This window comes from Microbacterium sp. 4R-513, from assembly GCF_011046485.1.
Lineage (GTDB): Bacteria > Actinomycetota > Actinomycetes > Actinomycetales > Microbacteriaceae > Microbacterium.
In genome coordinates this window covers 3,379,943-3,400,975 of record NZ_CP049256.1, presented here as the reverse complement: position 1 = coordinate 3,400,975, position 21,033 = coordinate 3,379,943, and the positions used below count along the sequence as shown (strand labels likewise).

Annotated in this window: 19 protein-coding genes, 3 tRNA genes and 1 other RNA gene; 12 read left to right on the top strand and 11 right to left on the bottom strand. The window is 69.7% G+C overall.

Annotated features, from left to right (window positions below; all coding sequences use genetic code 11):
- Window positions 1–1,338, bottom strand: a complete 1,338-nt coding sequence (gene glnA / locus G5T42_RS15065; RefSeq protein WP_165129600.1) for a type I glutamate--ammonia ligase — start codon at window positions 1,336–1,338, stop codon at window positions 1–3.
- 30 nt (window positions 1,339–1,368) lie between these two features.
- A complete protein-coding gene (locus G5T42_RS15060; RefSeq protein ID WP_165129599.1) occupies window positions 1,369–1,590 on the bottom strand; it encodes an SPOR domain-containing protein in 222 nt (73 codons plus the stop codon).
- Window positions 1,591–1,655: 65 nt separating this feature from the next.
- On the opposite strand from G5T42_RS15060, the gene ppgK reads away from it, so the two are divergent.
- The gene (gene ppgK / locus G5T42_RS15055; protein ID WP_165129598.1) at window positions 1,656–2,420 is read left to right on the top strand and encodes a polyphosphate--glucose phosphotransferase; all 765 of its coding nucleotides are present in this window, start codon (window positions 1,656–1,658) and stop codon (window positions 2,418–2,420) included.
- A 37-nt stretch (window positions 2,421–2,457) separates the two neighbouring features.
- On the opposite strand, the gene rnpB is transcribed toward ppgK, so the two are convergent.
- The 3 genes from rnpB to G5T42_RS15040 form a co-directional block, all read right to left on the bottom strand.
- Window positions 2,458–2,844: RNase P RNA component class A (rnpB, locus tag G5T42_RS15050), an RNA gene on the bottom strand.
- A 49-nt stretch (window positions 2,845–2,893) separates the two neighbouring features.
- Window positions 2,894–4,612, bottom strand: coding sequence for a bifunctional 3'-5' exonuclease/DNA polymerase (locus G5T42_RS15045; RefSeq protein WP_165129597.1), 1,719 nt, complete (start codon window positions 4,610–4,612; stop codon window positions 2,894–2,896).
- Window positions 4,613–4,639: 27 nt separating this feature from the next.
- Window positions 4,640–5,371 (bottom strand): C4-type zinc ribbon domain-containing protein, encoded by a 732-nt coding sequence (locus G5T42_RS15040; protein ID WP_165129596.1) that lies wholly within the window; start codon window positions 5,369–5,371, stop codon window positions 4,640–4,642.
- An 86-nt stretch (window positions 5,372–5,457) separates the two neighbouring features.
- Here G5T42_RS15040 and G5T42_RS15035 point away from each other — a divergent pair, with 86 nt between their 5' ends.
- Window positions 5,458–6,981, top strand: coding sequence for an amino acid permease (locus tag G5T42_RS15035; RefSeq protein ID WP_165129595.1), 1,524 nt, complete (start codon window positions 5,458–5,460; stop codon window positions 6,979–6,981).
- Between the two features lie 34 nt (window positions 6,982–7,015).
- Here G5T42_RS15035 and G5T42_RS15030 read toward each other — a convergent pair.
- Window positions 7,016–7,091 (bottom strand) — tRNA-Val (locus G5T42_RS15030).
- Window positions 7,092–7,125: 34 nt separating this feature from the next.
- On the bottom strand, window positions 7,126–7,584 hold the full coding sequence (locus G5T42_RS15025; RefSeq protein WP_165129594.1) for a peroxiredoxin: 459 nt from the start codon (window positions 7,582–7,584) through the stop codon (window positions 7,126–7,128).
- A 124-nt stretch (window positions 7,585–7,708) separates the two neighbouring features.
- Between G5T42_RS15025 and aceE the strand changes: the two genes are divergently transcribed.
- The 6 genes from aceE to G5T42_RS14995 all read left to right on the top strand — a co-directional run bounded on the left by aceE (window position 7,709) and on the right by G5T42_RS14995 (window position 15,283).
- Window positions 7,709–10,438 carry a pyruvate dehydrogenase (acetyl-transferring), homodimeric type gene (gene aceE, locus G5T42_RS15020; protein ID WP_165129593.1) on the top strand — a complete coding sequence of 910 codons (2,730 nt, stop codon included), beginning with the start codon at window positions 7,709–7,711 and terminating at the stop codon, window positions 10,436–10,438.
- A 29-nt stretch (window positions 10,439–10,467) separates the two neighbouring features.
- Complete coding sequence (locus G5T42_RS15015) at window positions 10,468–11,667, top strand: PucR family transcriptional regulator (RefSeq protein WP_241245850.1); 1,200 nt, start codon at window positions 10,468–10,470, stop codon at window positions 11,665–11,667.
- A gap of 85 nt (window positions 11,668–11,752) precedes the next feature.
- Window positions 11,753–12,667, top strand: a complete 915-nt coding sequence (locus G5T42_RS15010; protein ID WP_165129591.1) for an ACP S-malonyltransferase — start codon at window positions 11,753–11,755, stop codon at window positions 12,665–12,667.
- Entirely contained in the window at window positions 12,664–13,665 is a 1,002-nt protein-coding gene (locus G5T42_RS15005; RefSeq protein WP_165129590.1) for a beta-ketoacyl-ACP synthase III, read from the top strand. The genes G5T42_RS15010 and G5T42_RS15005 overlap by 4 nt, the downstream gene beginning before the upstream one ends.
- Before the next feature lie 76 nt (window positions 13,666–13,741).
- Window positions 13,742–13,990: an acyl carrier protein gene (locus tag G5T42_RS15000; RefSeq protein WP_165129589.1), complete on the top strand. Its 249-nt coding sequence runs from the start codon at window positions 13,742–13,744 to the stop codon at window positions 13,988–13,990.
- 54 nt (window positions 13,991–14,044) lie between these two features.
- Window positions 14,045–15,283, top strand: coding sequence for a beta-ketoacyl-[acyl-carrier-protein] synthase family protein (locus G5T42_RS14995; RefSeq protein ID WP_165129588.1), 1,239 nt, complete (start codon window positions 14,045–14,047; stop codon window positions 15,281–15,283).
- Window positions 15,284–15,467: 184 nt separating this feature from the next.
- Here the strand turns inward: G5T42_RS14995 and G5T42_RS14990 are convergent, their stop codons facing one another.
- A complete protein-coding gene (locus G5T42_RS14990; protein ID WP_165129587.1) occupies window positions 15,468–15,971 on the bottom strand; it encodes a DUF3145 domain-containing protein in 504 nt (167 codons plus the stop codon).
- A gap of 159 nt (window positions 15,972–16,130) precedes the next feature.
- On the opposite strand from G5T42_RS14990, the gene G5T42_RS14985 reads away from it, so the two are divergent.
- The 3 genes from G5T42_RS14985 to G5T42_RS14975 all read left to right on the top strand — a co-directional run bounded on the left by G5T42_RS14985 (window position 16,131) and on the right by G5T42_RS14975 (window position 18,385).
- Window positions 16,131–16,204, top strand: a tRNA-Ile gene (locus G5T42_RS14985).
- A 262-nt stretch (window positions 16,205–16,466) separates the two neighbouring features.
- The gene (locus G5T42_RS14980; protein ID WP_165129586.1) at window positions 16,467–18,086 is read left to right on the top strand and encodes an ATP-dependent DNA helicase RecQ; all 1,620 of its coding nucleotides are present in this window, start codon (window positions 16,467–16,469) and stop codon (window positions 18,084–18,086) included.
- Between the two features lie 11 nt (window positions 18,087–18,097).
- Entirely contained in the window at window positions 18,098–18,385 is a 288-nt protein-coding gene (locus G5T42_RS14975) for a hypothetical protein (RefSeq protein ID WP_165129585.1), read from the top strand.
- A gap of 16 nt (window positions 18,386–18,401) precedes the next feature.
- On the opposite strand, the gene G5T42_RS14970 is transcribed toward G5T42_RS14975, so the two are convergent.
- Window positions 18,402–19,400: a DMT family transporter gene (locus G5T42_RS14970; RefSeq protein WP_241245849.1), complete on the bottom strand. Its 999-nt coding sequence runs from the start codon at window positions 19,398–19,400 to the stop codon at window positions 18,402–18,404.
- A 42-nt stretch (window positions 19,401–19,442) separates the two neighbouring features.
- Here G5T42_RS14970 and def point away from each other — a divergent pair, with 42 nt between their 5' ends.
- Window positions 19,443–20,009 (top strand): peptide deformylase, encoded by a 567-nt coding sequence (def, locus tag G5T42_RS14965; protein ID WP_165129584.1) that lies wholly within the window; start codon window positions 19,443–19,445, stop codon window positions 20,007–20,009.
- A gap of 70 nt (window positions 20,010–20,079) precedes the next feature.
- Here def and G5T42_RS14960 read toward each other — a convergent pair.
- Both G5T42_RS14960 and G5T42_RS14955 read right to left on the bottom strand, forming a co-directional pair.
- Window positions 20,080–20,152 (bottom strand) — tRNA-Asn (locus G5T42_RS14960).
- A 56-nt stretch (window positions 20,153–20,208) separates the two neighbouring features.
- The gene (locus G5T42_RS14955; RefSeq protein ID WP_165129583.1) at window positions 20,209–20,994 is read right to left on the bottom strand and encodes an ATP-binding cassette domain-containing protein; all 786 of its coding nucleotides are present in this window, start codon (window positions 20,992–20,994) and stop codon (window positions 20,209–20,211) included.
- Between the last annotated feature and the right edge of the window lie 39 nt (window positions 20,995–21,033).

Here is a 21,033-nt window from a genome sequence, read left to right as displayed (position 1 = left end):
TCAGAGCATCTCGAGGTTGCTCTTCAGCTCGAACGGCGTCACCTGAGTGCGGTACTCCTGCCACTCGGTGCGCTTGTTGAGGAGGACGTAGTTGAAGACCTGCTCGCCGAGCGTCTCGGCGACGAGCTCGGACTCCTCCATGTACTCCAGCGCGTGGTCGAGGCTCGCCGGCAGCGGCGCATAGCCGAGGGCGCGGCGCTCCGTATCCGTCAGCGACCACACGTTGTCCTCGGCCTCGGGGGGCAGCTCGTACTCCTCCTCGATGCCCTTGAGACCCGCGGCGAGCATGAGCGCGTAGGCGAGGTACGGGTTCGCGGCCGAGTCGAGGGCGCGGTACTCGACGCGGGACGACTGGCCCTTGCTGGGCTTGTAGAGCGGCACGCGCACGAGCGCGGAGCGGTTGTTGTGACCCCAGCAGATGAAGCTCGGCGCTTCGTCGCCGCCCCAGAGCCGCTTGTACGAGTTCACGAACTGGTTGGTGACGGCCGAGATCTCGTTGGCGTGGCGCAGCAGGCCCGCGATGAACTGACGACCGACCTTCGAGAGCTGGTACTGCGCGCCCTCTTCGTAGAAGGCGTTGACGTCGCCCTCGAAGAGCGACATGTGCGTGTGCATCCCGCTGCCGGGCTGGCCGCTGAGCGGCTTCGGCATGAAGGTGGCGTACACGCCCTGCTCGATCGCGACCTCTTTGATGACGGTGCGGAACGTCATGATGTTGTCCGCCGTCGCCAAAGCGTCGGCGTAGCGCAGGTCGATCTCGTTCTGGCCAGGGCCGCCCTCGTGATGGCTGTACTCGACCGAGATGCCGAGGTCTTCGAGCATGCGGACCGACCGGCGGCGGAAGTCGTGCGCCGTGCCCCCGGGCACGTTGTCGAAGTAGCCGGCCGAGTCGACCGGCTCCGGCCCCTCGGCGCCGAACGCCGACGACTTCAGCAGGTAGAACTCGATCTCGGGGTGCGTGTAGAAGGTGAAGCCCGCGTCGGCGGCCTTCGCGAGGGCGCGCTTGAGGACGTGCCGAGGGTCGGCGACGGCCGGCTGGCCGTCGGGCGTCGTGATGTCGCAGAACATGCGCGCCGTGGGGTCGATCTCGCCGCGCCACGGGAGGATCTGGAACGTCGTCGGGTCGGGGTGCGCGAGGAGGTCGGACTCGTACGACCGGGTCAGCCCCTCGATCGCCGATCCGTCGAACCCGAGGCCCTCGCTGAACGCGCCTTCCACTTCGGCGGGTGCGATCGCCACCGACTTCAACGTGCCGATGACGTCGGTGAACCAGAGCCGGACGAACTTGACGCCCCGCTCCTCGATCGTCCGCAGAACGAAGTCACGCTGCTTGTCCATCTGATCCTCTCCTGGCCGCCGCGGCCGGGCTTATCGGCCGGTCTCGCCGGTCTCGTCGGATGAACCCCAGTGGTCTTCGCGTGCCTCGTCCTCCGACCACGCGCGTGACCGCTCGCGGATGACCTCGGGGGCGTGAGCCGCTTCCTCGGGGGTGTCGAAGGGGCCGGCGCGATCGACCGATGGGGACTCGAAGCCCTTCTCGACCTTCCCGGTCTTGAGGTTGTACCAGTACTTCTCGCTGCCGTCCGTCATGGTGACCCCCTTCGATCTCCATCGATCCTACTGATCGGCCAGGTCCCGCTGGATAGGCTGAGCGCATGGCATCGAAGACGAATCGAGCGGTCGGCGTCGACATCGGGGGCACGGGCATCAAGGGCGCGATCGTCGATCTCGATCAGGGTGTGCTCAAGAGCGATCGCATCAAGGTCCCCACCCCCCGAGGGGCCGAGCCCGACGACGTGCTGCAGGCCGTCAAGCAGGTCCTCGACACCCTGGGCGTGGCCGACGACCACGACGTCCACCTGGGCGTCGCCTTCCCCGCGATCGTGAAGGGCGGCCGCACCCTCTCGGCCGCGAACGTCTCGAAGAACTGGATCGGCTTCGAGGCCGAGAAGTTCTTCGAGGACGGCCTGGGACGCGACATCCACTTCGCGAACGACGCGGATGTCGCCGGCGTCGCCGAGGTGCGCTACGGCGCCGCGCGCGGCCACGACGGCTTGATCCTCCTCACGACGCTCGGCACGGGAATCGGCTCGGCGCTCATCTACAACGGGGTGCTCGTGCCCAACTCGGAACTCGGCCACGTCCAGCGCGCCAAGCACAAGGGCGACGCGGAGTCGTTCGCTGCGTACTCGGCGATGGAGCGCGAGGAGCTCTCGTGGGACGAGTGGGCGGCCAGGTTGCAGTGGTACTACGAGTACATCGAGTTCCTCTTCAGTCCCGACCTCTTCATCGTCGGCGGCGGCGTCTCGAAGCACGCCGACAAGTTCCTGCCCCTGCTGAAGCTCGACACCCCGATCGTCGCTGCCGTGCACCGGAACAACGCGGGGATCATCGGGGCCGCGTCTCTCGCGCTCGACTGACGTCGAGTCGAAGCGCAGGGCATGCCGTGTGAGAGGGCGAATGGGCCGGCCTGTACGCCGGGTTCTGTCCGGGGGCCGAAGCCCCGTGGACGGTCATCTCTCTCGGCGACACGTTGCCGTGCCGCTCCAGCGGCCTACCCGGGGACTCGGCGGGCCGCGTCATCATCCCCTGTCTGGCCTTGCTCCGGGCGAGGTTTGCCGTGCGGGTCGTGTCACCACGACCCCGGTGGTCTCTTACACCGCCCTTTCACCCTTACCTCTTCGGTCCTGAGACGAGCTCGGGGACGAGGAGGCGGTCTGCTCTCTGTGGCACTGTCTCGCGGATCGCTCCGGGTGGGTGTTACCCACCGCCCTGCCCTGTGGAGCCCGGACGTTCCTCGGCGCGGCAGCCGAAGCCCCGCGACGCGACCGTCCAGCCGACCCATTCGCGCTGTCGAGTCTATCGGCGGTGCGTGCGCGGGCCCCGGTCCATCTCAGTCCTTGACCGCGGTCCGCGAGACCTTGAGGTCGAGCGGGAAGTCGATCGGGAAGCTCCCGAACAGCAGCCGACCGGCGGATGCCGCGGCATCCCGCACCGCGTCGACCACGACGTCGACGCGGTCTTCCGGAGTGTGCACGATGATCTCGTCGTGCAGGAAGAAGGCGAGGTGGGGCCGCGCCTCGAAGACGGGCCCCGAGCGCGGCGACGTCTGCGCCTCCGTCACGGGCGGCAGCTCGGCCAGGCGCCCCCGGAGGTCGGCGAGCCACGAGAGCGCCCACTCGGCCGCCGTCCCCTGCACGACGAAGTTGCGGGTGAACCGGCCGCGATCGCGCGCCCAGCGCCGCGCACGGGTCTCGTCGGCGCCGGATGCCTCGGCCTCGCTCGCGCGAAGCTGCGAGTCGCGCCAGCCCGACGACGGCGCCGGTGAGCTGCGCCCGAGCCACGTCGAGACCACGCCGCCCTCCTCGCCGACCCGCGCCGCGTCGTCGACCAGTGCCATCGCGCGCGGGTACGCGCGTCGGAGCCGGGGCACGAGACGTCCGCTCTCCCCCGTCGTCGCGCCGTACATGGCGCCCAGGAGCGCGACCTTCGCGTGCTGGCGGGTGTCGATCGCGCCGCTGTCGACGATGCCCGAGTACAGGTCGCGACCCCGAGCCGCGTCCGCGAGCTTCTCGTCGCGTGCCATGGCGGCCAGCACACGGGGCTCGAGCTGCGCGACGTCGGCCACGACCAGCACCCAGCCGGGGTCTGACCGCACCGCGCCCCGCAGCTGCCGGGGGATCTGCAGAGCGCCGCCCCCGGACGACGCCCAGCGTCCGGTCACGACGCCGCCGGGCACGTAGACCGGACGGAACCGTCCGTCGTGCACCCACTCGTCGACCCAGGCCCATCCATTGGCGCTCAGCAGGCGCGAGAGCTTCTTGTACTCGATGAGGGGGGCGACGACGGGGTGGTCGTGCTGGGCGAGCTCCCAGCGGCTCGTCGACTCGACGAGCACCCCAGCGCGGTGGAGCGAGCGAAGCAGCTTGGGCTGCGAATCGAGGCTCGCGGCGGGGTCGCCCAGCTCGCGACGGACGCGGTCCGCGGCATCCTGCATCCGGGCGGGCAATCCGCCGCCGGCGGGACGCTCCCCCAGGATCTCCGTGAGGATCCGATCATGCGCCGCGGCGTCCCACGGGAGCCCGGCGGCCTGCAGCTCGGCGGCGATGAGGGCTCCTGCGGACTCGGCAGCCAGGAGGAGCCGCAGCCGGCCGGGGTCCGATGCCTCGGCCAGCGCCGCCCGCTGTCGCCGGAACTCTTCCAGCGTCTCATCGAGCCCGTCGGGCGCACCGGTCGCGCCCCCGGCGTCGTCGAGTGCGAAGAGCGTCGCCGTCTCCTCGACCTCCGCGACCGGGGCCGCATCCCACTCCGCGGCGGCCCGGAGGGAGGGGGCCTCGACGACGAGGGCCGAATCGCGGAGGATCGCGTGGCAGAGCCGCAGGTCGTGGCAGCGCCCCACCCGCACTCCCGCGGCGAGCAGGCGCGTATACCAAGGGGTCGCATCGCTCCATACCCAGCGCGGACCGGCGGCTTCGCGGTCGGCGACCCAGGAAGGGAGTCGGTCATCGCTCAGCGAGACGCGCTCCTGCTCCTCCCCCGCCGAATCCAGCAGCGCGGCGACGGGTGCGCCGTCGACGCGTCCGAGGACGATCCAGAGGGGCGCCTCAGCCATCCGTCTCGACAGCCCCGCGGGCCGTCGTCACAGGCCGGACTCCTCCGTGCGCACGAGGATCGCGCCGCACTCGGGGCAGTTCACGACGGTGTCGGATGTGGCCTGGCGGATCGCCTGCAGATCCGTGCCCGCGAGCACCATGTTGCACGCCTCGCACGTGTTGCGGCGGAGCAGTCCTGCGCCGGTCGTGCGCTGGGCGATGCGGTCGTAGGCGGCGAGGAGGTCGGCCGCGATGGCACCCGCGATCGCGGCTCGGTCGCGTGTCGCCTGCTCGAATGCCGTGGTCGCATCCGAGACGGACTGCTTGCCCTCGGCGCTCAGCCGGGCGCCCTCCGCGTTGATCTCGGCGATGACGGCCTCCTGTTCGGAGACGGATGCCTCGGCCTGCTCGAGGCGGTCCATGACATCGAGCTCGGCATCCTCGAGGTCGCTCTTGCGGCGCGCGAGGGACGCGAGCTCGCTCTCGAGACCCTGGGCCTCTTTGGAGTTGGAGGAGGCGGCGAGCCGCTCGCTGTCGCGCGTGCGACGTGCGTCGACGAGAGCGACGTCCGACTCGATGCGCTTGAGCTCGGTGCGCAGGTCGTCGCGGGCGCCGAGCCGCTTGGTGAGCTCTTGGCTCAGCTCCTGGCGGCGGGCGATGAGCTCGTTCACCCGGGCAGCCTGCGGCGGGTTCTTCCGGGCGGCGTCGGCGCGACCGATGCGGGCGTCGAGGTCGGCCAGGTCGAGGAGGCGGCGCTGGTCTGCGGGGCTGGCTTTCACGCTCCCCAACCTACCGTGGGGCGTCGACGCCGCGGTGGGCGGCTACTAGCATGCAACGACCGGTCCCATCGGAGAGGAGCACCCTGATGAGCGTTCTGAGGACGAAGTCGGTCGAGCAGGCCATCGCCGACACGGACGAACCGGAGTTCCGCCTGAAGAAGTCGCTCAGCGCCCTCGACCTCACCGTGTTCGGGGTCGGCGTCGTCATCGGCGCGGGCATCTTCACCCTCACCGGCCGAGCCGCGCACGACGTCGCAGGTCCCGCGATCGTCGTGAGCTTCGTCGTGGCGGCGATCGCATGCACGCTGGCGGCCCTGTGCTACGCGGAGTTCGCGTCCACCGTGCCCGTGGCGGGCTCGGCGTACACCTTCTCGTACTCGTCGCTGGGCGAGCTCTTCGCCTGGATCATCGGCTGGGACCTGATTCTCGAGATGTTCCTCGGCGCGAGTGTCGTCGCCCAGGGCTGGAGCGCGTATCTCGGCACGCTGATGAGCCAGCTCGGAGCGCCCATCCCGGAGGCGATCGGCTACGGCGGCACCGTGGATCTCATGGCGATCCTGCTCGTCGTCGTCCTCGGGGCGCTCATGACGTTCGGCATCAAGGAGTCGCTGCGGGTCAACCTCGTGCTCGTCGCCGTGAAGATCTTCATCGTGCTCTTCGTCATCGTCGCCGGGCTGCTCTTCGTCAACCCCGCCAACTGGGACCCGTTCGTACCGCCCGCGCAGCCGACCGAGGCGACCTCGGGACTGACTCAGCCGCTCCTGCAGTTCTTCTCGGGCATCGAGCCCACGGCGTTCGGAGTGGGCGGCATCTTCGCCGGCGCGGCGCTGGTGTTCTTCGCCTACATCGGCTTCGACGTCGTCGCCACCACCGCCGAGGAGACCCGCAACCCGCAGCGCGACATGCCGATCGGCATCATCGCCTCGCTGCTCATCTGCACGCTGCTGTACTGCGCGGTGTCGCTCGTCGTGACCGGGATGGTGCCGTATCAGGATCTCGACCCCGCCGCGGCGCTGGCCAACGCCTTCGTGTACCACGGCGCGGACTGGATGGCGACGCTCATCTCGGCCGGCGCGGTCGCGGGCCTCACTACCGTCGTCCTGACCCTGCTCATCGGCGCCACCCGCATCATCTTCGCGATGTCGCGCGACGCGCTGCTGCCGGCGGCCCTCGCGAAGGTGCACCCGAGGTTCCGCACCCCCTGGGTCATCTCGATCGTCGTCACCGCCATCGTCGCCGTGGTGGCCGGCTTCACGCCGATCGGGCTCCTCGAGGAGATGGTGAACATCGGCACGCTCTCCGCGTTCGTCCTCGTCTCGGTGGGTGTCATCGTGCTGCGCCGCAAGCGCCCCGACCTGAAGCGCAGCTTCAAGGTGCCGCTCAACCCGTGGCTCCCCGGGCTCTCGGCCCTGGTCTGCCTCTACCTCATGCTCAACCTCACGGTCGAGACGTGGCTGCGGTTTCTCATCTGGCTGGTGGTCGGCTTCGTGATCTACTTCGCCTACTCGCGTCGCCACTCCCGCGTCGGCCAGCCCGGATACGAGGAGTTCGCGCTGCCGCACGTCGTCTCGCACGAGCGCGGCGAGAGGGACGACGATCCGCGCCGCTGAGCGGCGTGAAGTCCGAGCGAGGGGTCGAGATCGGTGGTGGGCCCTGCCGGGATCGAACCGACGACATCCACGGTGTAAACGTGGCGCTCTACCAGCTGAGCTAAAGGCCCTTCCGGGTCAGTCTATGGGGCGACGGCAGGCGCTTCAGAGCGCCGCGATCGCCTCGCGATAGCCGGCGAGCGGACGCGATGTGCCGGGGTCGGTCACGACACTCCACCGCACCACGCCGCCCCGGTCGATCAGGAAGCTCGCCCGGTTGGCCATGCCCCGTTCGTGCAGGAAGACGCCGTACGCCTGAGCCACGTCACCGTGCGGCCAGAAGTCGGACACGAGATCGAAGGTGTACCCCTGCTCCTCGGCCCACGCGTGGAGCGAGTGGTGGCTGTCGACCGAGATCCCGATGATCCGCACCTTCGCGTCGTCGAAGACCGCGATGTTGTCGCGCAGCTCGCAGAGCTCGCCCTGGCATCGGCCGGAGAAGGCGAAGGGGAAGAACACGAGCGCGACCGGGCCCTCGTTCCACGCCTCGCTGAGGGTCACGGTTCCGCCGCCCGCGCGGGGAAGCGTGAAGTCGGGTGCCTGGTCTCCGGTCTCGATCGCCATGCAGCAATCCTGGCACCTGCGGACTCGCTAGGCTGATAGACGGTGCGTTGTCGATGGCAGACAAAGCCGACCGCATCCGAATCCGAATCCCTGGCACGACCTGCCAGACGAAGAAAGGTCTCTTGTGACTGTCAACGATCAGGATCCGTACTCCCAGGGCCCGCTCGACAGCGACCCGGAAGAGACCTCAGAGTGGCAGGAGTCCCTGCAGCAGCTCGTGAAGGCGAAGGGATCCGGTCGTGGCCGCGAGATCATGCTCAGCCTTCTGCAGAAGTCCCACGAGCTGCAGCTCAACGTCCCGCAGGTCCCCACGACGGACTACATCAACACGATCGCGCCCGAGAACGAGCCCGAGTTCCCCGGTGACGAGGAGCTCGAGCGCCGGTACCGCCGCTGGATCCGCTGGAACGCCGCGATCACGGTGCACCGCGCGCAGCGCCCCGGCATCGGCGTCGGCGGTCACATCTCGACGTACGCCTCGTCCGCGTCGCTCTACGAGGTCGGCTTCAACCACTTCTTCCGGGGCCTCGACGACCCGTCGGGCGGCGACCAGATCTTCATCCAGGGTCACGCCTCCCCCGGCATCTACGCCCGCTCCTTCCTCGAGGGCCGCCTGAGCTCCGACCAGCTCGACGGCTTCCGGCAGGAGAAGTCGAAGGCGCCGAACGGCATCCCGTCGTATCCGCACCCGCGTCTCATGCCGGACTACTGGCAGTTCCCCACCGTCTCGATGGGACTCGGCCCCGTCAACGCCATCTACCAGGCGATGACGAACAAGTACCTCACCAACCGCGGGATCAAGGACCTCTCGAACTCGCGGGTGTGGGCGTTCCTCGGCGACGGCGAGATGGACGAGGTCGAGAGCCGCGGCCAGCTTCAGGTCGCGGCGAACGAGGGCCTCGACAACCTGACCTTCGTCGTCAACTGCAACCTGCAGCGCCTCGACGGACCGGTGCGCGGCAACGGCAAGATCATCCAGGAGCTCGAGAGCTTCTTCCGCGGCGCGGGCTGGAACGTCATCAAGGTCGTGTGGGGCAGCGGCTGGGACCAGCTGCTCGCCAACGACACCGACGGCGCGCTCGTGCACCTCATGAACACGACCCCCGACGGCGACTTCCAGACGTACCGCGCCGAGGACGGCAAGTTCATCCGCGACCACTTCTTCGGGCGCGACGAGCGCACGGCCGCCCTCGTGAAGGACTGGTCGGACGAGGACATCTGGGGCAACCTCCGCCGCGGCGGCCTGGACTACCGCAAGGTCTACGCGGCCTACAAGGCGGCCACCGAGCACAAGGGCCAGCCGACCGTCATCCTCGCCAAGACGATCAAGGGCTACGGCCTCGGGCACCACTTCGAGGGCCGCAATGCGACCCACCAGATGAAGAAGATGACGCTCGAGGACCTCAAGCACTTCCGCGACTCGATGCGCATCCCGATCTCCGACCAGCAGCTGGAGGAGAACCCCTACCTGCCGCCGTACTTCCACCCGGGTGGCGAGGACGAGACGGTCCAGTACATGATCGAGCGCCGGCGCGCGCTCGGCGGGTTCCTGCCCGAGCGCCGCTCGCACCACGTGCCGATCACGCTTCCCGGCGACGAGTCCTACGCGCTGCCGAAGAAGGGCTCGGGCACGCAGGAGATCGCGACGACCATGGCGTTCGTCCGGCTCCTGAAGGACCTCCTCCGGGCCAAGGACTTCGGCCACCGCATCGTGCCGATCATCCCCGACGAGGCCCGCACCTTCGGCATGGACGCGTACTTCCCCACGGCGAAGATCTACAACCCGCACGGCCAGAACTACACCTCGGTCGACCGCGAGCTGCTCCTCGCCTATAAGGAGAGCCCGCAGGGCCAGATCCTGCACGTCGGCATCAACGAGGCCGGGGCGGTCGCCGCCTTCACCGGCACGGCGACGTCGTACTCGACGCACGGCGAGCCGCTCATCCCGGTCTACGTCTTCTACTCGATGTTCGGCTTCCAGCGCACGGGCGACGCCCAGTGGGCCGCGGGTGACCAGATGGCACGCGGCTTCATCATCGGCGCGACGGCCGGTCGCACCACGCTCACCGGTGAGGGCCTCCAGCACGCCGACGGGCACTCACAGCTCCTCGCATCGACGAACCCGGCGACCGTGTCGTACGACCCGGCATACGGCTACGAGATCGCGCACATCGTGCGCTCGGGTCTCGAGCGGATGTACGGCGGCAACCACCCCGACCCCAACGTCATGTACTACCTCACGGTGTACAACGAGCCGCTCGTCCAGCCGGCCGAGCCCGAGGGCGTCGACGTCGAGGGCATCGTCCGCGGCATCCACCGCATCTCGAGCCCCGAGGGTGAAGGCGCGCGCGCCCAGATCCTCGCGTCCGGCGTCGGCGTGCCGTGGGCGCTCGAGGCGCAGCAGCTGCTCCGCGACGACTGGGGCGTGCAGGCGGATGTCTGGTCGGTGACCTCGTGGTCGGAGTTGCGTCGCGACGGCCTCGCCGCCGACGAGCACAACTTCCTGCACCCCGACCAGGAGCCGCGCACCGCGTACATCACCGAGAAGCTCCGCGACACCCCCGGCCCCGTCATCGCGGTGAGCGACTGGATGCACGCCGTCCAGGACCAGATCCGTCCGTGGGTGCAGCACCGCTTCGCGACGCTCGGCGCCGACGGCTTCGGCTTCTCGGACACCCGTCCGGCGGCACGCCGCTTCTTCAAGATCGACGGTCCGTCGGTCGTCGTGCGGACGCTCCAGGCGCTGGCCGAGGACGGCGTCGTCGACCGCGGGCTCGCGGCGCAGGCGATCGAGAAGTACCGCCTGCACGACGTGAGCGCCGGCACGAGCGGCAACGCGGGCGGCGAGAGCTGACCGACCGGATGCCCGCCAGCCCCGCCCCGATGGACAAGACCGAGACGCTCGCCTGGCTGCGGCGCATCTCGGGTGATCTCGCGACGGTCACCATCAAGCGGCTGGAGGACACGCTCCCCTGGTACGCGGAGATGCCGCCGGCGCGACGGTCGGCGGTGGGGCTCGTCGCCCAGGCGGGCATCACGTCGTTCATCTCGTGGTACGACGACCCCAACTCCACGCCCTGGATCGCGGCCGACATCTTCGCCGCGGCTCCTCGTGAGCTGCTTCGCAGCGTCAGCCTTCAGCAGACGCTGCAGCTGATCCGCGTCACGGTCGAGGTGACCGAGGAGCGTGTCGCCAGCAAGAGCGAGGATCTGCGGGAGGCGATGCTCCTCTACTCGCGAGAGGTGGCCTTCGCGGCGGCCGACGTCTACGCCCGTGCGGCCGAGACGCGCGGGCTCTGGGATGCGCGCCTCGAGGCGCTCGTCGTCGACTCGATCCTCACGGGCGAAGCCGACGAGGAGCTGCCGAGCCGCATCGCGGCCCTCGGCTGGCACGGTCACGGCGAGGTCGCGGTGCTCGTGGGGACCACTCCCCCGATGCTCGACATCGATCAGCTGCGACGCACCTCGCGCAAGCTCGGCGTCGATGTCCTCATCGGCGTGCAGGGATCGCGACTCGTGCTCGTGCTCGGACGTGCCGAGCTTCCCGCCCGGAGCGAGGAGCTGACCGCCGAGCTGCCCTTCCCCGAGATCGCCCGGCGCCTGGAACCCGGCTTCGGTGCGGGCCACCTCGTGCTCGGGCCGGCCGTGCCGGCCCTCGTCGACGCGAGCCAGAGCGCCCGGGCGTCGCTCGCCGGCTTCGCCGTGGCACGCGCGTGGCGTCACGCCCCGCGCCCCGTCGAGGCGGACGACCTGCTGCCCGAGCGCGCCCTCGCGGGAGACCCGCTCGCCAAGCAGACGCTGGTCGAGAGGATCTACCGCCCTCTGCAGCAGCACAGCGCGGACCTCGTCGCGACGCTGTGGAGCTACCTCGACAACGGCCGGTCGCTCGAGGCCACGGCGCGCGAGCTGTTCGTGCACCCGAACACCGTCAGGTACCGGCTCAAGCGCGTGTCGGAGGTGATCGGGTGGGATGCCACAGGCCCGCGCGAGGCGCTGATCCTGCAGACCGCTCTCATCCTCGGCTCCATCGGCACCGACACGACGCGGCGACGGCCCCCGGCATCCCGTCGCCCGCACGGATGACTCTGTACCCCGTACACAAAGCAATCCAGGATTTCTGTGCGCTGATCGCCAGAGGGCCGGATTCGATCCTTGGGAGGATGGACAAGTGATCATCGCGGTCTTCCCCGGGCAGGGCTCTCAGTCCCCCGGTTTTCTCGCACCCTGGCTCGAGCGGGAGGGTGCACGCGACAGACTCGGCGAGTACTCGGAGTGGGCCGGCGTCGACCTCGTGGCTGCAGGCACCGAGTGGGACGCCCAGCAGATCCGCGACACGAAGGTGGCGCAGCCGCTCATCGTGGCCGCGAGCCTGCTGTCGTGGAACGCGCTCGAGTCGCGTGAAAAGGCGGTGGGCGTCGCCGGGCACTCGGTCGGCGAGTTCGCCGCTGCCGCTGCCGCCGGCATCCTCTCGGAGGAGGACGCCCTGCGACTCGTCGGCCTGCGCGGTCGCGCGATGGCGGAGGCGGCAGCCGCGGCCGAGACCGGCATGAGCGCCGTCATCGGCGGGGACGAGGCATCGGTCGTCTCGCGACTGGAAGAGCTCGACCTCACGCCCGCGAACTACAACGGCGGCGGTCAGCTCGTCGCCGCCGGCTCCCTCGAGGCGCTGCAGCGGCTCGCCGCAGAGCCGGTGCCGGGGACGCGCGTCATCCCGCTCCAGGTCGCAGGCGCGTTCCACACGCGCTACATGGCCCCCGCTGTCGCGACGCTCCGCGACGCGGCCGGGCGGGTCGCGACGAATGAGCCGGCGCAGCGCATCTGGACGAACCGCGACGGGTCTGCCGTCGACTCCGGAGCCGTCTACCGCGACCTCCTCGTCGAGCAGGTCGCCGCACCGGTGCGCTGGGACCTCTGCATGGCGTCGTTCGCCGAGGCGGGCGTCACAGGCATCGTCGAACTGAGCCCGGCCGGCACGCTCGTCGGTCTCGCCAAGCGCGCCCTCCGGGGCGTCCCGGGCGTCGCGGTGAAGACACCCGACGACCTGGCGTCCGCGGACGCCCTCCTGAACGGATCACGGGCATGACCCGATCGCTCGTCCAGCCCACGGGGCCGGCGCACACCCGCATCTACTCGTACGGCGCGGCCCGCGGTGAGATCGCGGTGCCCAACGACGACCTCATCGGTCCGATCGACTCCAGCGACGAGTGGATCCGGCAGCGCACCGGCATCGTCACGCGGATGCGCGCGGTGAAAGAGACCGATGCCATCGATCTGGCGACGGATGCCGCGCGCGAGGCGATCGAGCGATCCGGCGTCCCCGCCTCCGAGGTCGACGCCGTCATCGTCGCGACCGTGAGCAACCCCAAGCAGACGCCGTCGGTCTCGGCCATCGTCGCCGACCGGGTGGGCGCCAACCCCGCCGCGGCCTACGACGTCAACGCCGCCTGCGCGGGCTTCGCGTACGGCGTCGCGCAGGCCGACGCGCTCATCCGCGGCGGCATCGCGAAATACGCCGTCGTGATCGGCGCCGAGAAGCTCAGCGACATCGTGGATCCCACCGACCGGAGCATCTCGTTCCTCCTCGGAGACGGTGCCGGCGCGGTCGTGATCGGTCCGAGCGACACCCCGGGCATCGGTCCCACGGTGTGGGGCTCGGACGGTTCGAAGGCCGACGCGGTCGGGATGAACCACACCCTGACCGAGTTCCGCGACGGCGAGGCGCCGTGGCCGACCCTGCGTCAGGAGGGCCCCACCGTCTTCCGCTGGGCCGTGTGGGAGATGGTCAAGGTCGCACGTCAGGCCCTCGAGGCCGCCGGGGTCGAGGCATCCGATCTCGCCGCCTTCGTGCCGCACCAGGCGAACATGCGCATCATCGACGAGTTCGCGAAGCAGCTCGGCCTTCCCGACACCGTCGTGATCGGCCGCGACATCGAGACGACCGGCAACACGTCCGCGGCATCGATCCCCCTCGCCACCCACCGCCTGCTCGAGGAGCACCCCGAGCTGAGCGGCGGCCTCGCGCTGCAGATCGGCTTCGGCGCAGGACTCGTCTTCGGCGCCCAGGTCGTCCGGCTCCCGTGACGCGAAAGCACCCGACCCTAGACTGAACAGCGGTCCCGCCAGGGTCCGCGAACCCCCGAGAAACAGGAGAAACCCCATGGCATTCACCAACGACGAGGTCCTCGCAGGGCTCGCCGAGCTCATCACCGACGAGACCGGCATCTCGGCCGATGAGGTCGCGCTCGACAAGTCGTTCACGGACGACCTCGACATCGACTCCATCTCGATGATGACGATCGTCGTCAACGCGGAGGAGAAGTTCGGCGTCACGATCCCCGACGACGAGGTCAAGAACCTCAAGACCGTCGGTGACGCCGTCGACTTCATCACGTCCAACCAGGCGTAAGCCATCCGGTGGGGGCTTCGGCCCCCACCGGCTCGAGCGAGGATCCCCCACCATATGAGCAACTCCCGCATCGTCGTCACCGGCATCGGCGCGTCGTCGCCCCTGGGCGGCACGGCTCCCGAGAGCTGGTCGGCCCTCCTGGACGGCGAGTCCGGCGCCCGCACCCTCGAGTACGACTGGGTCGAGAAATACGGCCTTCCCGTCTCGTTCGCCGCCGAGGCGAAGGTCCGCCCCGACACGGTGCTGGAGCGCCCGGTGGCGAAGCGCCTCGACCCGTCCTCGCAGTTCGCGCTCGTCGCGGCGATCGAGGCGTGGAACGACGCCGGCGGACCCGACGTCGAGCCGGAGCGGCTGGGAGTCGACTTCGCGACCGGCATCGGCGGACTTCACACGCTCCTCGACGGGTGGGACATCCTCCGCGAGAAGGGCCCCCGCCGGGTCCTCCCCATGACCGTCCCGATGCTCATGCCGAACGCGGCGGCCGGGAACCTTTCCCTCCACTTCAACGCGCGTGCGTACGCGCGCACGGTGGCGAGCGCGTGCGCCTCGAGCACGGAGTCGATCGTCAATGCGATCGAGCACCTGCGCTCGGGTCTCGCCGACGTCGTCATCGCGGGCGGCACCGAGTCCGTCATCCACCCCGTGACGATCGCCGCGTTCTCGTCGATGCAGGCCCTGTCGCGGCGGAACGACTCCCCCGAAACGGCCTCTCGCCCCGGCAGCATCGACCGCGACGGCTTCGTCATGGGCGAGGGTGCCGCCGTGCTGATCCTCGAGACCGAGGAGCACGCGAAGGCTCGCGGCGCCAAGATCTACGCGGCGGTCGTGGGCGGTGGCGTGACCGCCGACTCGTACCACATCACGGCGAACGACCCCGAGGGCACGGGCGCCGCGCGCGCGGTGCGGATGGCGCTCGAGATGGCGGATGCCTCGCCCGAGGACGTCACGCACATCAATGCGCACGCCACCTCGACCCCGGTCGGCGACCCGAACGAGTACGTCGCGCTCAAGACGGTCTTCGGATCGAGGATCGACGACATCCCGGTGTCGGCGACCAAGGCCTCCACGGGCCACCTGCTGGGCGGTACGGGCGCGCTGGAGGCGATCTTCACGATCCTCGCGCTCCGCGATCGCGTGGCACCCCCCACGATCAACATCACGACGCAGGACCCCGAGGTGCCGTTCCGCATCTCGGGCGAGACGCAGGCGCTCGGCGACGGCCAGCAGCTGGCGATCAGCAACTCCTTCGGCTTCGGCGGTCACAACGCCGTCGCCGCGTTCGCCTCGGTCTGATCCGCGACGACGCACACGTGAAGAGGCCCCCGGGAACCGTTCGGTTCCGGGGGCCTCTCTCATGTCAGGCGGCGATTCGCGGTCCCAGCGCCCGGGTTCATCGGCCTCCGATCACCGGTAGTGGCGCCTCGCCCTCCTGAAATCTCGATCCTCGATCCGGGATGCCGCCCCTCCGCGCTCTGCGTCAGCCGACCTTGTGGAGCCACACCACGGGAGCGTCGTCGCTCGCGTGCCGGAACGGCTCGAGCTCCTCGTCCCACGCGGCCCCGAGGGCGACCTCCAGCTCTCGCTGCAGTTCTGCGAGATCGCCGGCGGACACCTCCAGCGCGTAGCGCACACGGTCCTCGCCGACGACGACGTTGCCCGCCGTGTCGGTCTGGGCGTAGTGGATGCCGAGTCCCGGTGTGTGCATCCAGCGGCCGCCGTCGCTGCGGGGGGTCGGGTCTTCACTCACCTCGAACCGCAGGTGCTCCCACCCGCGGATCGCCGTGGCGAGGGCGGCGCCGGTGCCGGCCGGGCCCTCCCAATAGAACTCGGCTCGTCGGCTGCCCGCCAGGATGGGCTGATCGGCCCAATCGAAGTTCACGGCGCGCCCGAGGGCTCGCCCGACAGCCCACTCGAGGTGGGGGCACAACGCGCGTGGCGCGGAGTGGATATAGATCACTCCACGCGCTTGTGGTGTCGCCATGGTCTCTCCGTTTCACCAGGTACGTCTTCCCCAACGACCTGAACGGAACCGCGACTGCTGTTCGGTTGTGCTGGGGCCATTATGACCCAGCGCGAGTGCTAATGACAAGCGTGTCATTCGCGTGCACGGTAGGCTCGTTGCGCGTCCGCGAGGGCGCGAGGGGCGGTGGCCAAGCTGGTCAAGGCAGCGGGCTCATAACCCGACGATCGTGGGTTCAAGTCCCACCCGCCCTACGAGTGCGGCGCGGGCTTGTCCCGCGCCGCACTCGTATGTCGGGTGGCTGCGCGAGCCCACCCGTGGGCGGGCCCCTGCCGCCGGAGGCTCCGCGCGCCGCGGAGCGGCGTGTGGAGTGGCGGTAGGGACAAGTCCCACCCGCCCTACGAGTGCGTGCGCGAGCAACCCCGCTCAGGCCACTTCTCCACAGGACGCTGTCAATCCCCGGCATCCCTCCCCCGCCGCTTGCGAGGATGGTGCGACGTCGGAGGGAGACGAGGGATGGCGGCAGGGCCGATCGCGCAGGCGGCGCGGGACTTCTTCGGCTGGGAGCACCTGCGGGACGGCCAGGAGGAGGCTGTGGCCGCGCTCGTCGACGGCCGCGATGTCATCACGGTGCTGCCGACCGGAGCGGGAAAATCGGCCGTCTATCAGCTCGCCGGCACCATCCGGGAGGGCATCACCGTAGTGGTCTCGCCGCTGATAGCGCTCCAGCGCGATCAGCTGAACCAGCTCGAAGAGACGCCTCGTGCGCCCAAGGGGGTCGCGATCAACTCCTCTCGAGGGGAGCGGGCGGTCGAGGAGGCCTGGGACGCCCTGGCTGAGGGCGCGGCGGAGTTCGTCTTCCTCGCGCCGGAGCAGCTCGCGAAGGACGATGTCGTGGAGCGCCTGCGCAGGCTCGACGTCGGGCTCCTTGCCGTCGATGAGGCGCATTGCGTTGCGAGCTGGGGTCACGACTTCCGGCCCGACTATCTTCGGCTCGGCGACGTCCGCGAGCGCCTCGGAAGGCCCGTCACCGTCGCGCTCACGGCCACGGCGGCCGAGCCGGTCCGTGCCGAGATCACGGCACGGCTCGGCATGAGGGACGCCCTCGTCGTGGTGCGCGGAGTCGACCGGCCCAACATCGACCTCACCGTGCACCGTGCGACGACCGATGACGAGAAGTGCGAACGGGTCATCGACGAAGTGCTCGCCCTCCCCAAGCCCGGGCTCGTCTACACGGCGACCCGACGAGACTCCGAGGAGTACGCGGAGGTGCTGCGCTCGCACGGCCTCCGCGCGTCCGCCTATCACGCGGGCCTGCCGGCGCGGGAGCGATCGGACGTCCACGACGCCTTCCTCGACGACGAGGTCGACGTCGTCGTCGCGACGAACGCCTTCGGCATGGGGATCGACAAGCCGAACGTCCGCTTCGTCGCCCATGCGTCGGTGCCCGACTCGCTCGACGCGTACTACCAGGAGGTGGGCCGGGCCGGCCGCGACGGCGATCCCGCGAGCGCCATCCTGTTCTACCGCTCCGAAGACCTCGGCCTGCGAAAGTACTTCGTCGCCCGCGGTGTCGACCAGGAGCGGGCGGCGGCCGCCTACCGGGCACTCGCGCAATCCGACTCGCCCGTGAAGGCGACCGAGCTCGCGAAGCGGCTGGAGATCTCCCCCCGCTCGGCCACCGCACTGCTGAATCTTCTCGCCGAGGCGGGTGCGGTGTCGGTCACACGGCGGGGCGCACGGCCCCGTGCGGGATTCACGCCGGCGGCAGCCGCGGCGGGCGCAGAGGAGGCGTCGGAGCGCCGGGAGCGCATCGAGGAGTCTCGACTGGAGGTCATGCGCCGCTACGCCGAGACTCGCGACTGCCGGCGCCGGGTCCTGCTCGGCTACTTCGGCGAGGACCTGCCGGAGCCCTGCGGCCACTGCGACACCTGCCGGGCCGGCACGGCGAAGGAAGCTGAAGAAGAGGTCGACACGCCCTATCCCGCAGGCGTGAGCGTGAAGCACATCGAATGGGGCCGGGGCAGCGTCGTGGAGGTCGAGAGCGACCGGATCACCGTCTTCTTCGAAGAGCAGGGCTACAAAGTGCTGGCCTTGGACGCCGTCACAGAGAACCACCTGCTGAGCCTCGTCTAGACTCCGACGTCATGGACATGGGTCTGTGGATCGGCGTGGGCGTCGCCCTGGCCGCTGCCGCCGTGCTCGTTATCCTCGCACCGGTCCTGAAGCGCGACCAACTCAGACGGCAGCTGGACGGACGAGCGCCGTCAGGCGGGCTCGGCTCGGGACTGGACGCCGTCTGGCGCCCCTCCGCCGAAGACGCTCATCGCGACTGGGAGGCCACCGTCGAGCTGCCCGCGCCGGCGCCGACACCGGGCGACAAGGGGCGCATGGACGATGGCCGGATCGTCATCGAGGTTCCGAAGGACGCCTAGGCGCGGCATCCGTCGCTCAACGGGGCTCTTCCGGTCCCTCCGGAGGATTGCTCCCCCGGGGTATGGGCAGCTCACCGCTGTGCGAGAGCACCTCCGGGTGGAACCGGGCGAGGGTGATGACACCGAAGACGGCGATCGCACCGGCCAGCGCGAAGCCGATGAAGGCCCAGAGCGGCGCGTTGGCCGCCTCCTGCAGGACCGTCAGGCCGATGATCACGGCGACGATGGGGTCGATGACGGTGAGGCCGGCGATGACGAGGTCGGGCGGACCCACCGCGTAGGCGGTCTGCACGAAATAGGCGCCGATCGCGACGGCGGCGAGCAGGGCGACGATGCAGAGGATCGTGAGCCAGTCGAAGTCATTGGCCTTGATGCGCTCGATGACGACCTTCGCGAGAGTCGCGACGAAGCCGTAGATCATGCCGGACGCGACGATGTAGAAGAGAGCTTGACCGCGCTTGCGAAGCCAGAGCCAGAGTGCGCCGAGCGCCACGAGGACGACGCCCAGGAGCGAGAGGATGACGATGGTCTCTCGTGGCGTCACGGGGTTCTCAGTCGCGTAGAACGCGGCGATCGTGACGAAGATGAAGATTCCGCCGACGCACGCGATGATCGCCATGATCGATCGTCTCGTCGGCCGTATGCCGGTCACGCGGGAGTTCAGCAGAGTCGTGATGACGAGCGAGATCGCTCCGATGGGCTGCACGATGATGAGCGGCGCGAAGGCGAGGGCGCTCAGCTGGCATATGATCGCGAGCCCCAGCATGCCGGTGCCGGCGACCCATGAGGGGCGCTTGAGGAGGCTCACGAGCTGACGCCCGCTGAGACCGGATGCGCCGGAGAGCCCGCTGAGCCGCTCCACCTTCGTGACACCGCGGTGCTGGTACTGAGCGCCGAAGGACATGAAGACGGCGCCGAGCAGGGCGAGCGGGATGCCGATCAGGATGGCGGGCTCCCGGAAGAATCCGATGAGGTCGTCCGTCACCTCATCCAGAGTCAGTTCCGCCCACAGCACCCTCCGACACTAACCGCCCGGATGCCTCGATAGGCTCAAGGCGTGGCCGTTCTGCCGATCCGCATCATGGGTGACCCCGTCCTGCACGCCCCCGCAGCGGCGGTCGACGAGGTCACCGACGAAATCCGCACGCTCGTCGCCGACATGTTCGAGACGATGGATGCCGCGCCCGGTGTCGGGCTCGCCGCCCCCCAGGTCGGGGTGCCGCTGCGGATCTACACGTACTCGTACCAGGACGACGACGGGCAGCCCTGGCGGGGAGTGCTGATCAACCCGGAGCTGTGGATGCGTCCGCTCGTGCCGGGCGATCCCGACCCCGACGACGAATCCGAAGGATGCCTCTCGTTCCCCGGCGAACGGTTCCCGCTCCGCCGCTCCGAGGAGGTCCTCGTCACCGGCACGGACCTCGAGGGCGAGCCGGTGCGCATCGAGGTGGACGGCTGGCGGGCGCGCATCATGCAGCACGAGTTCGACCACCTCGACGGGATCCTCTACATCGACCGACTCGACGACAGCGACTGGAAAACGACGCAGAAGATCGCGCGCAAGCGCGGGTGGGGTCGGCCGGGCGCATCCTGGACGCCTGGAATCGACGACATCGAAGCCTGACCGCTCCGAGCGTCGGCGGTAGCCATCCGGAAATGAAGAACGGCCCCGGAGTGGAGTCCGGAGCCGTTCGCTCCCCCACTTGGACTCGAACCAAGAACCTATCGGTTAACAGCCGATTGCTCTGCCAATTGAGCTATGGAGGAATGCTTCGCGCTCTCGCGCGGGCAACCACACCATATTAGCAAAGCCGGAGGGGTGCTCACGACGCGACGAGGCGATGATCGGCCTCCGAGCTCGGCGTCCACAGCAGATCCGTCGTGCCGCGCCCGTAGGCGACCGTATGGCCGCCCCTCAGCACGAGCACGTCGGCCGAGAGCTCCCGGACGACCTCGGCGTCATTCGTCACCACGAGAGTCGACATGCCTCGCGCGCGCCGGCGCAGGATCGCGTCGCGGGCGGCTCTGCGGACCTCGACGTCCATGTTGGCGAACGGCTCGTCGGCGATGAACACGCGCGGCTCGAGCACGAGCGTCTGCGCGAACGCGACCCGCTGGCGCATGCCGGCGCTGAGTTCGTAGGGGTACTTGGCGGCCGCTCCGAGCGGCAGCATCAGCTCGTCGAGGAGGGTCGCCACCCGGACCGCGAGAGCCCGCTGGTTGACGCGTCGGTCGCGGCTCGTGATGGGTTCGCCGATCACGTCGGCGACCGTCATGCGCGCCGGCAGCTTCGCCCCGGCGGACTGCGCGAGGTAGCCGGTGAAGTACGTCAGCTCCCGGCGGGAGCGCCCCGGATGTCGCACCGGGATGCCTTCGACCCAGGCGTCTCCCCCGACGACGGCGAGGCCGGGCGCGTCGACGCCCGCCAGAACGGCGGCGAGGCTCGACTTGCCGGCTCCGGTCGGACCCATGATCGCGAGCGTCCCGCCGTGCGGGACCACGAAGGATGCCCCGTCCACGACGCGCACGTCCACGGCGCCCCGGGTCGAGCGAGCGAGCGACAGGTCCGTCGCACGGATGGCGACGTCGGCGTCACGGCGGCGGGGCATGGACTCATCCTGCCCTGCGCGGCGGCCGGGGGCCAGCCG

What these genes read in the sequence shown, in the direction of transcription:
- glnA (WP_165129600.1), bottom strand. Translation starts at nt 1,338, where the DNA reads ATGGACAAGCAGCGTGACTTCGTTCTGCGGACGATCGAGGAGCGGGGC.
- G5T42_RS15060 (WP_165129599.1), bottom strand. Translation starts at nt 1,590, where the DNA reads ATGACGGACGGCAGCGAGAAGTACTGGTACAACCTCAAGACCGGGAAG.
- ppgK (WP_165129598.1), top strand. Translation starts at nt 1,656, where the DNA reads ATGGCATCGAAGACGAATCGAGCGGTCGGCGTCGACATCGGGGGCACG.
- G5T42_RS15045 (WP_165129597.1), bottom strand. Translation starts at nt 4,612, where the DNA reads ATGGCTGAGGCGCCCCTCTGGATCGTCCTCGGACGCGTCGACGGCGCA.
- G5T42_RS15035 (WP_165129595.1), top strand. Translation starts at nt 5,458, where the DNA reads ATGAGCGTTCTGAGGACGAAGTCGGTCGAGCAGGCCATCGCCGACACG.
- G5T42_RS15025 (WP_165129594.1), bottom strand. Translation starts at nt 7,584, where the DNA reads ATGGCGATCGAGACCGGAGACCAGGCACCCGACTTCACGCTTCCCCGC.
- G5T42_RS15015 (WP_241245850.1), top strand. Translation starts at nt 10,468, where the DNA reads ATGGACAAGACCGAGACGCTCGCCTGGCTGCGGCGCATCTCGGGTGAT.
- G5T42_RS15005 (WP_165129590.1), top strand. Translation starts at nt 12,664, where the DNA reads ATGACCCGATCGCTCGTCCAGCCCACGGGGCCGGCGCACACCCGCATC.
- G5T42_RS15000 (WP_165129589.1), top strand. Translation starts at nt 13,742, where the DNA reads ATGGCATTCACCAACGACGAGGTCCTCGCAGGGCTCGCCGAGCTCATC.
- G5T42_RS14995 (WP_165129588.1), top strand. Translation starts at nt 14,045, where the DNA reads ATGAGCAACTCCCGCATCGTCGTCACCGGCATCGGCGCGTCGTCGCCC.
- G5T42_RS14990 (WP_165129587.1), bottom strand. Translation starts at nt 15,971, where the DNA reads ATGGCGACACCACAAGCGCGTGGAGTGATCTATATCCACTCCGCGCCA.
- G5T42_RS14980 (WP_165129586.1), top strand. Translation starts at nt 16,467, where the DNA reads ATGGCGGCAGGGCCGATCGCGCAGGCGGCGCGGGACTTCTTCGGCTGG.
- G5T42_RS14975 (WP_165129585.1), top strand. Translation starts at nt 18,098, where the DNA reads ATGGACATGGGTCTGTGGATCGGCGTGGGCGTCGCCCTGGCCGCTGCC.
- G5T42_RS14955 (WP_165129583.1), bottom strand. Translation starts at nt 20,994, where the DNA reads ATGCCCCGCCGCCGTGACGCCGACGTCGCCATCCGTGCGACGGACCTG.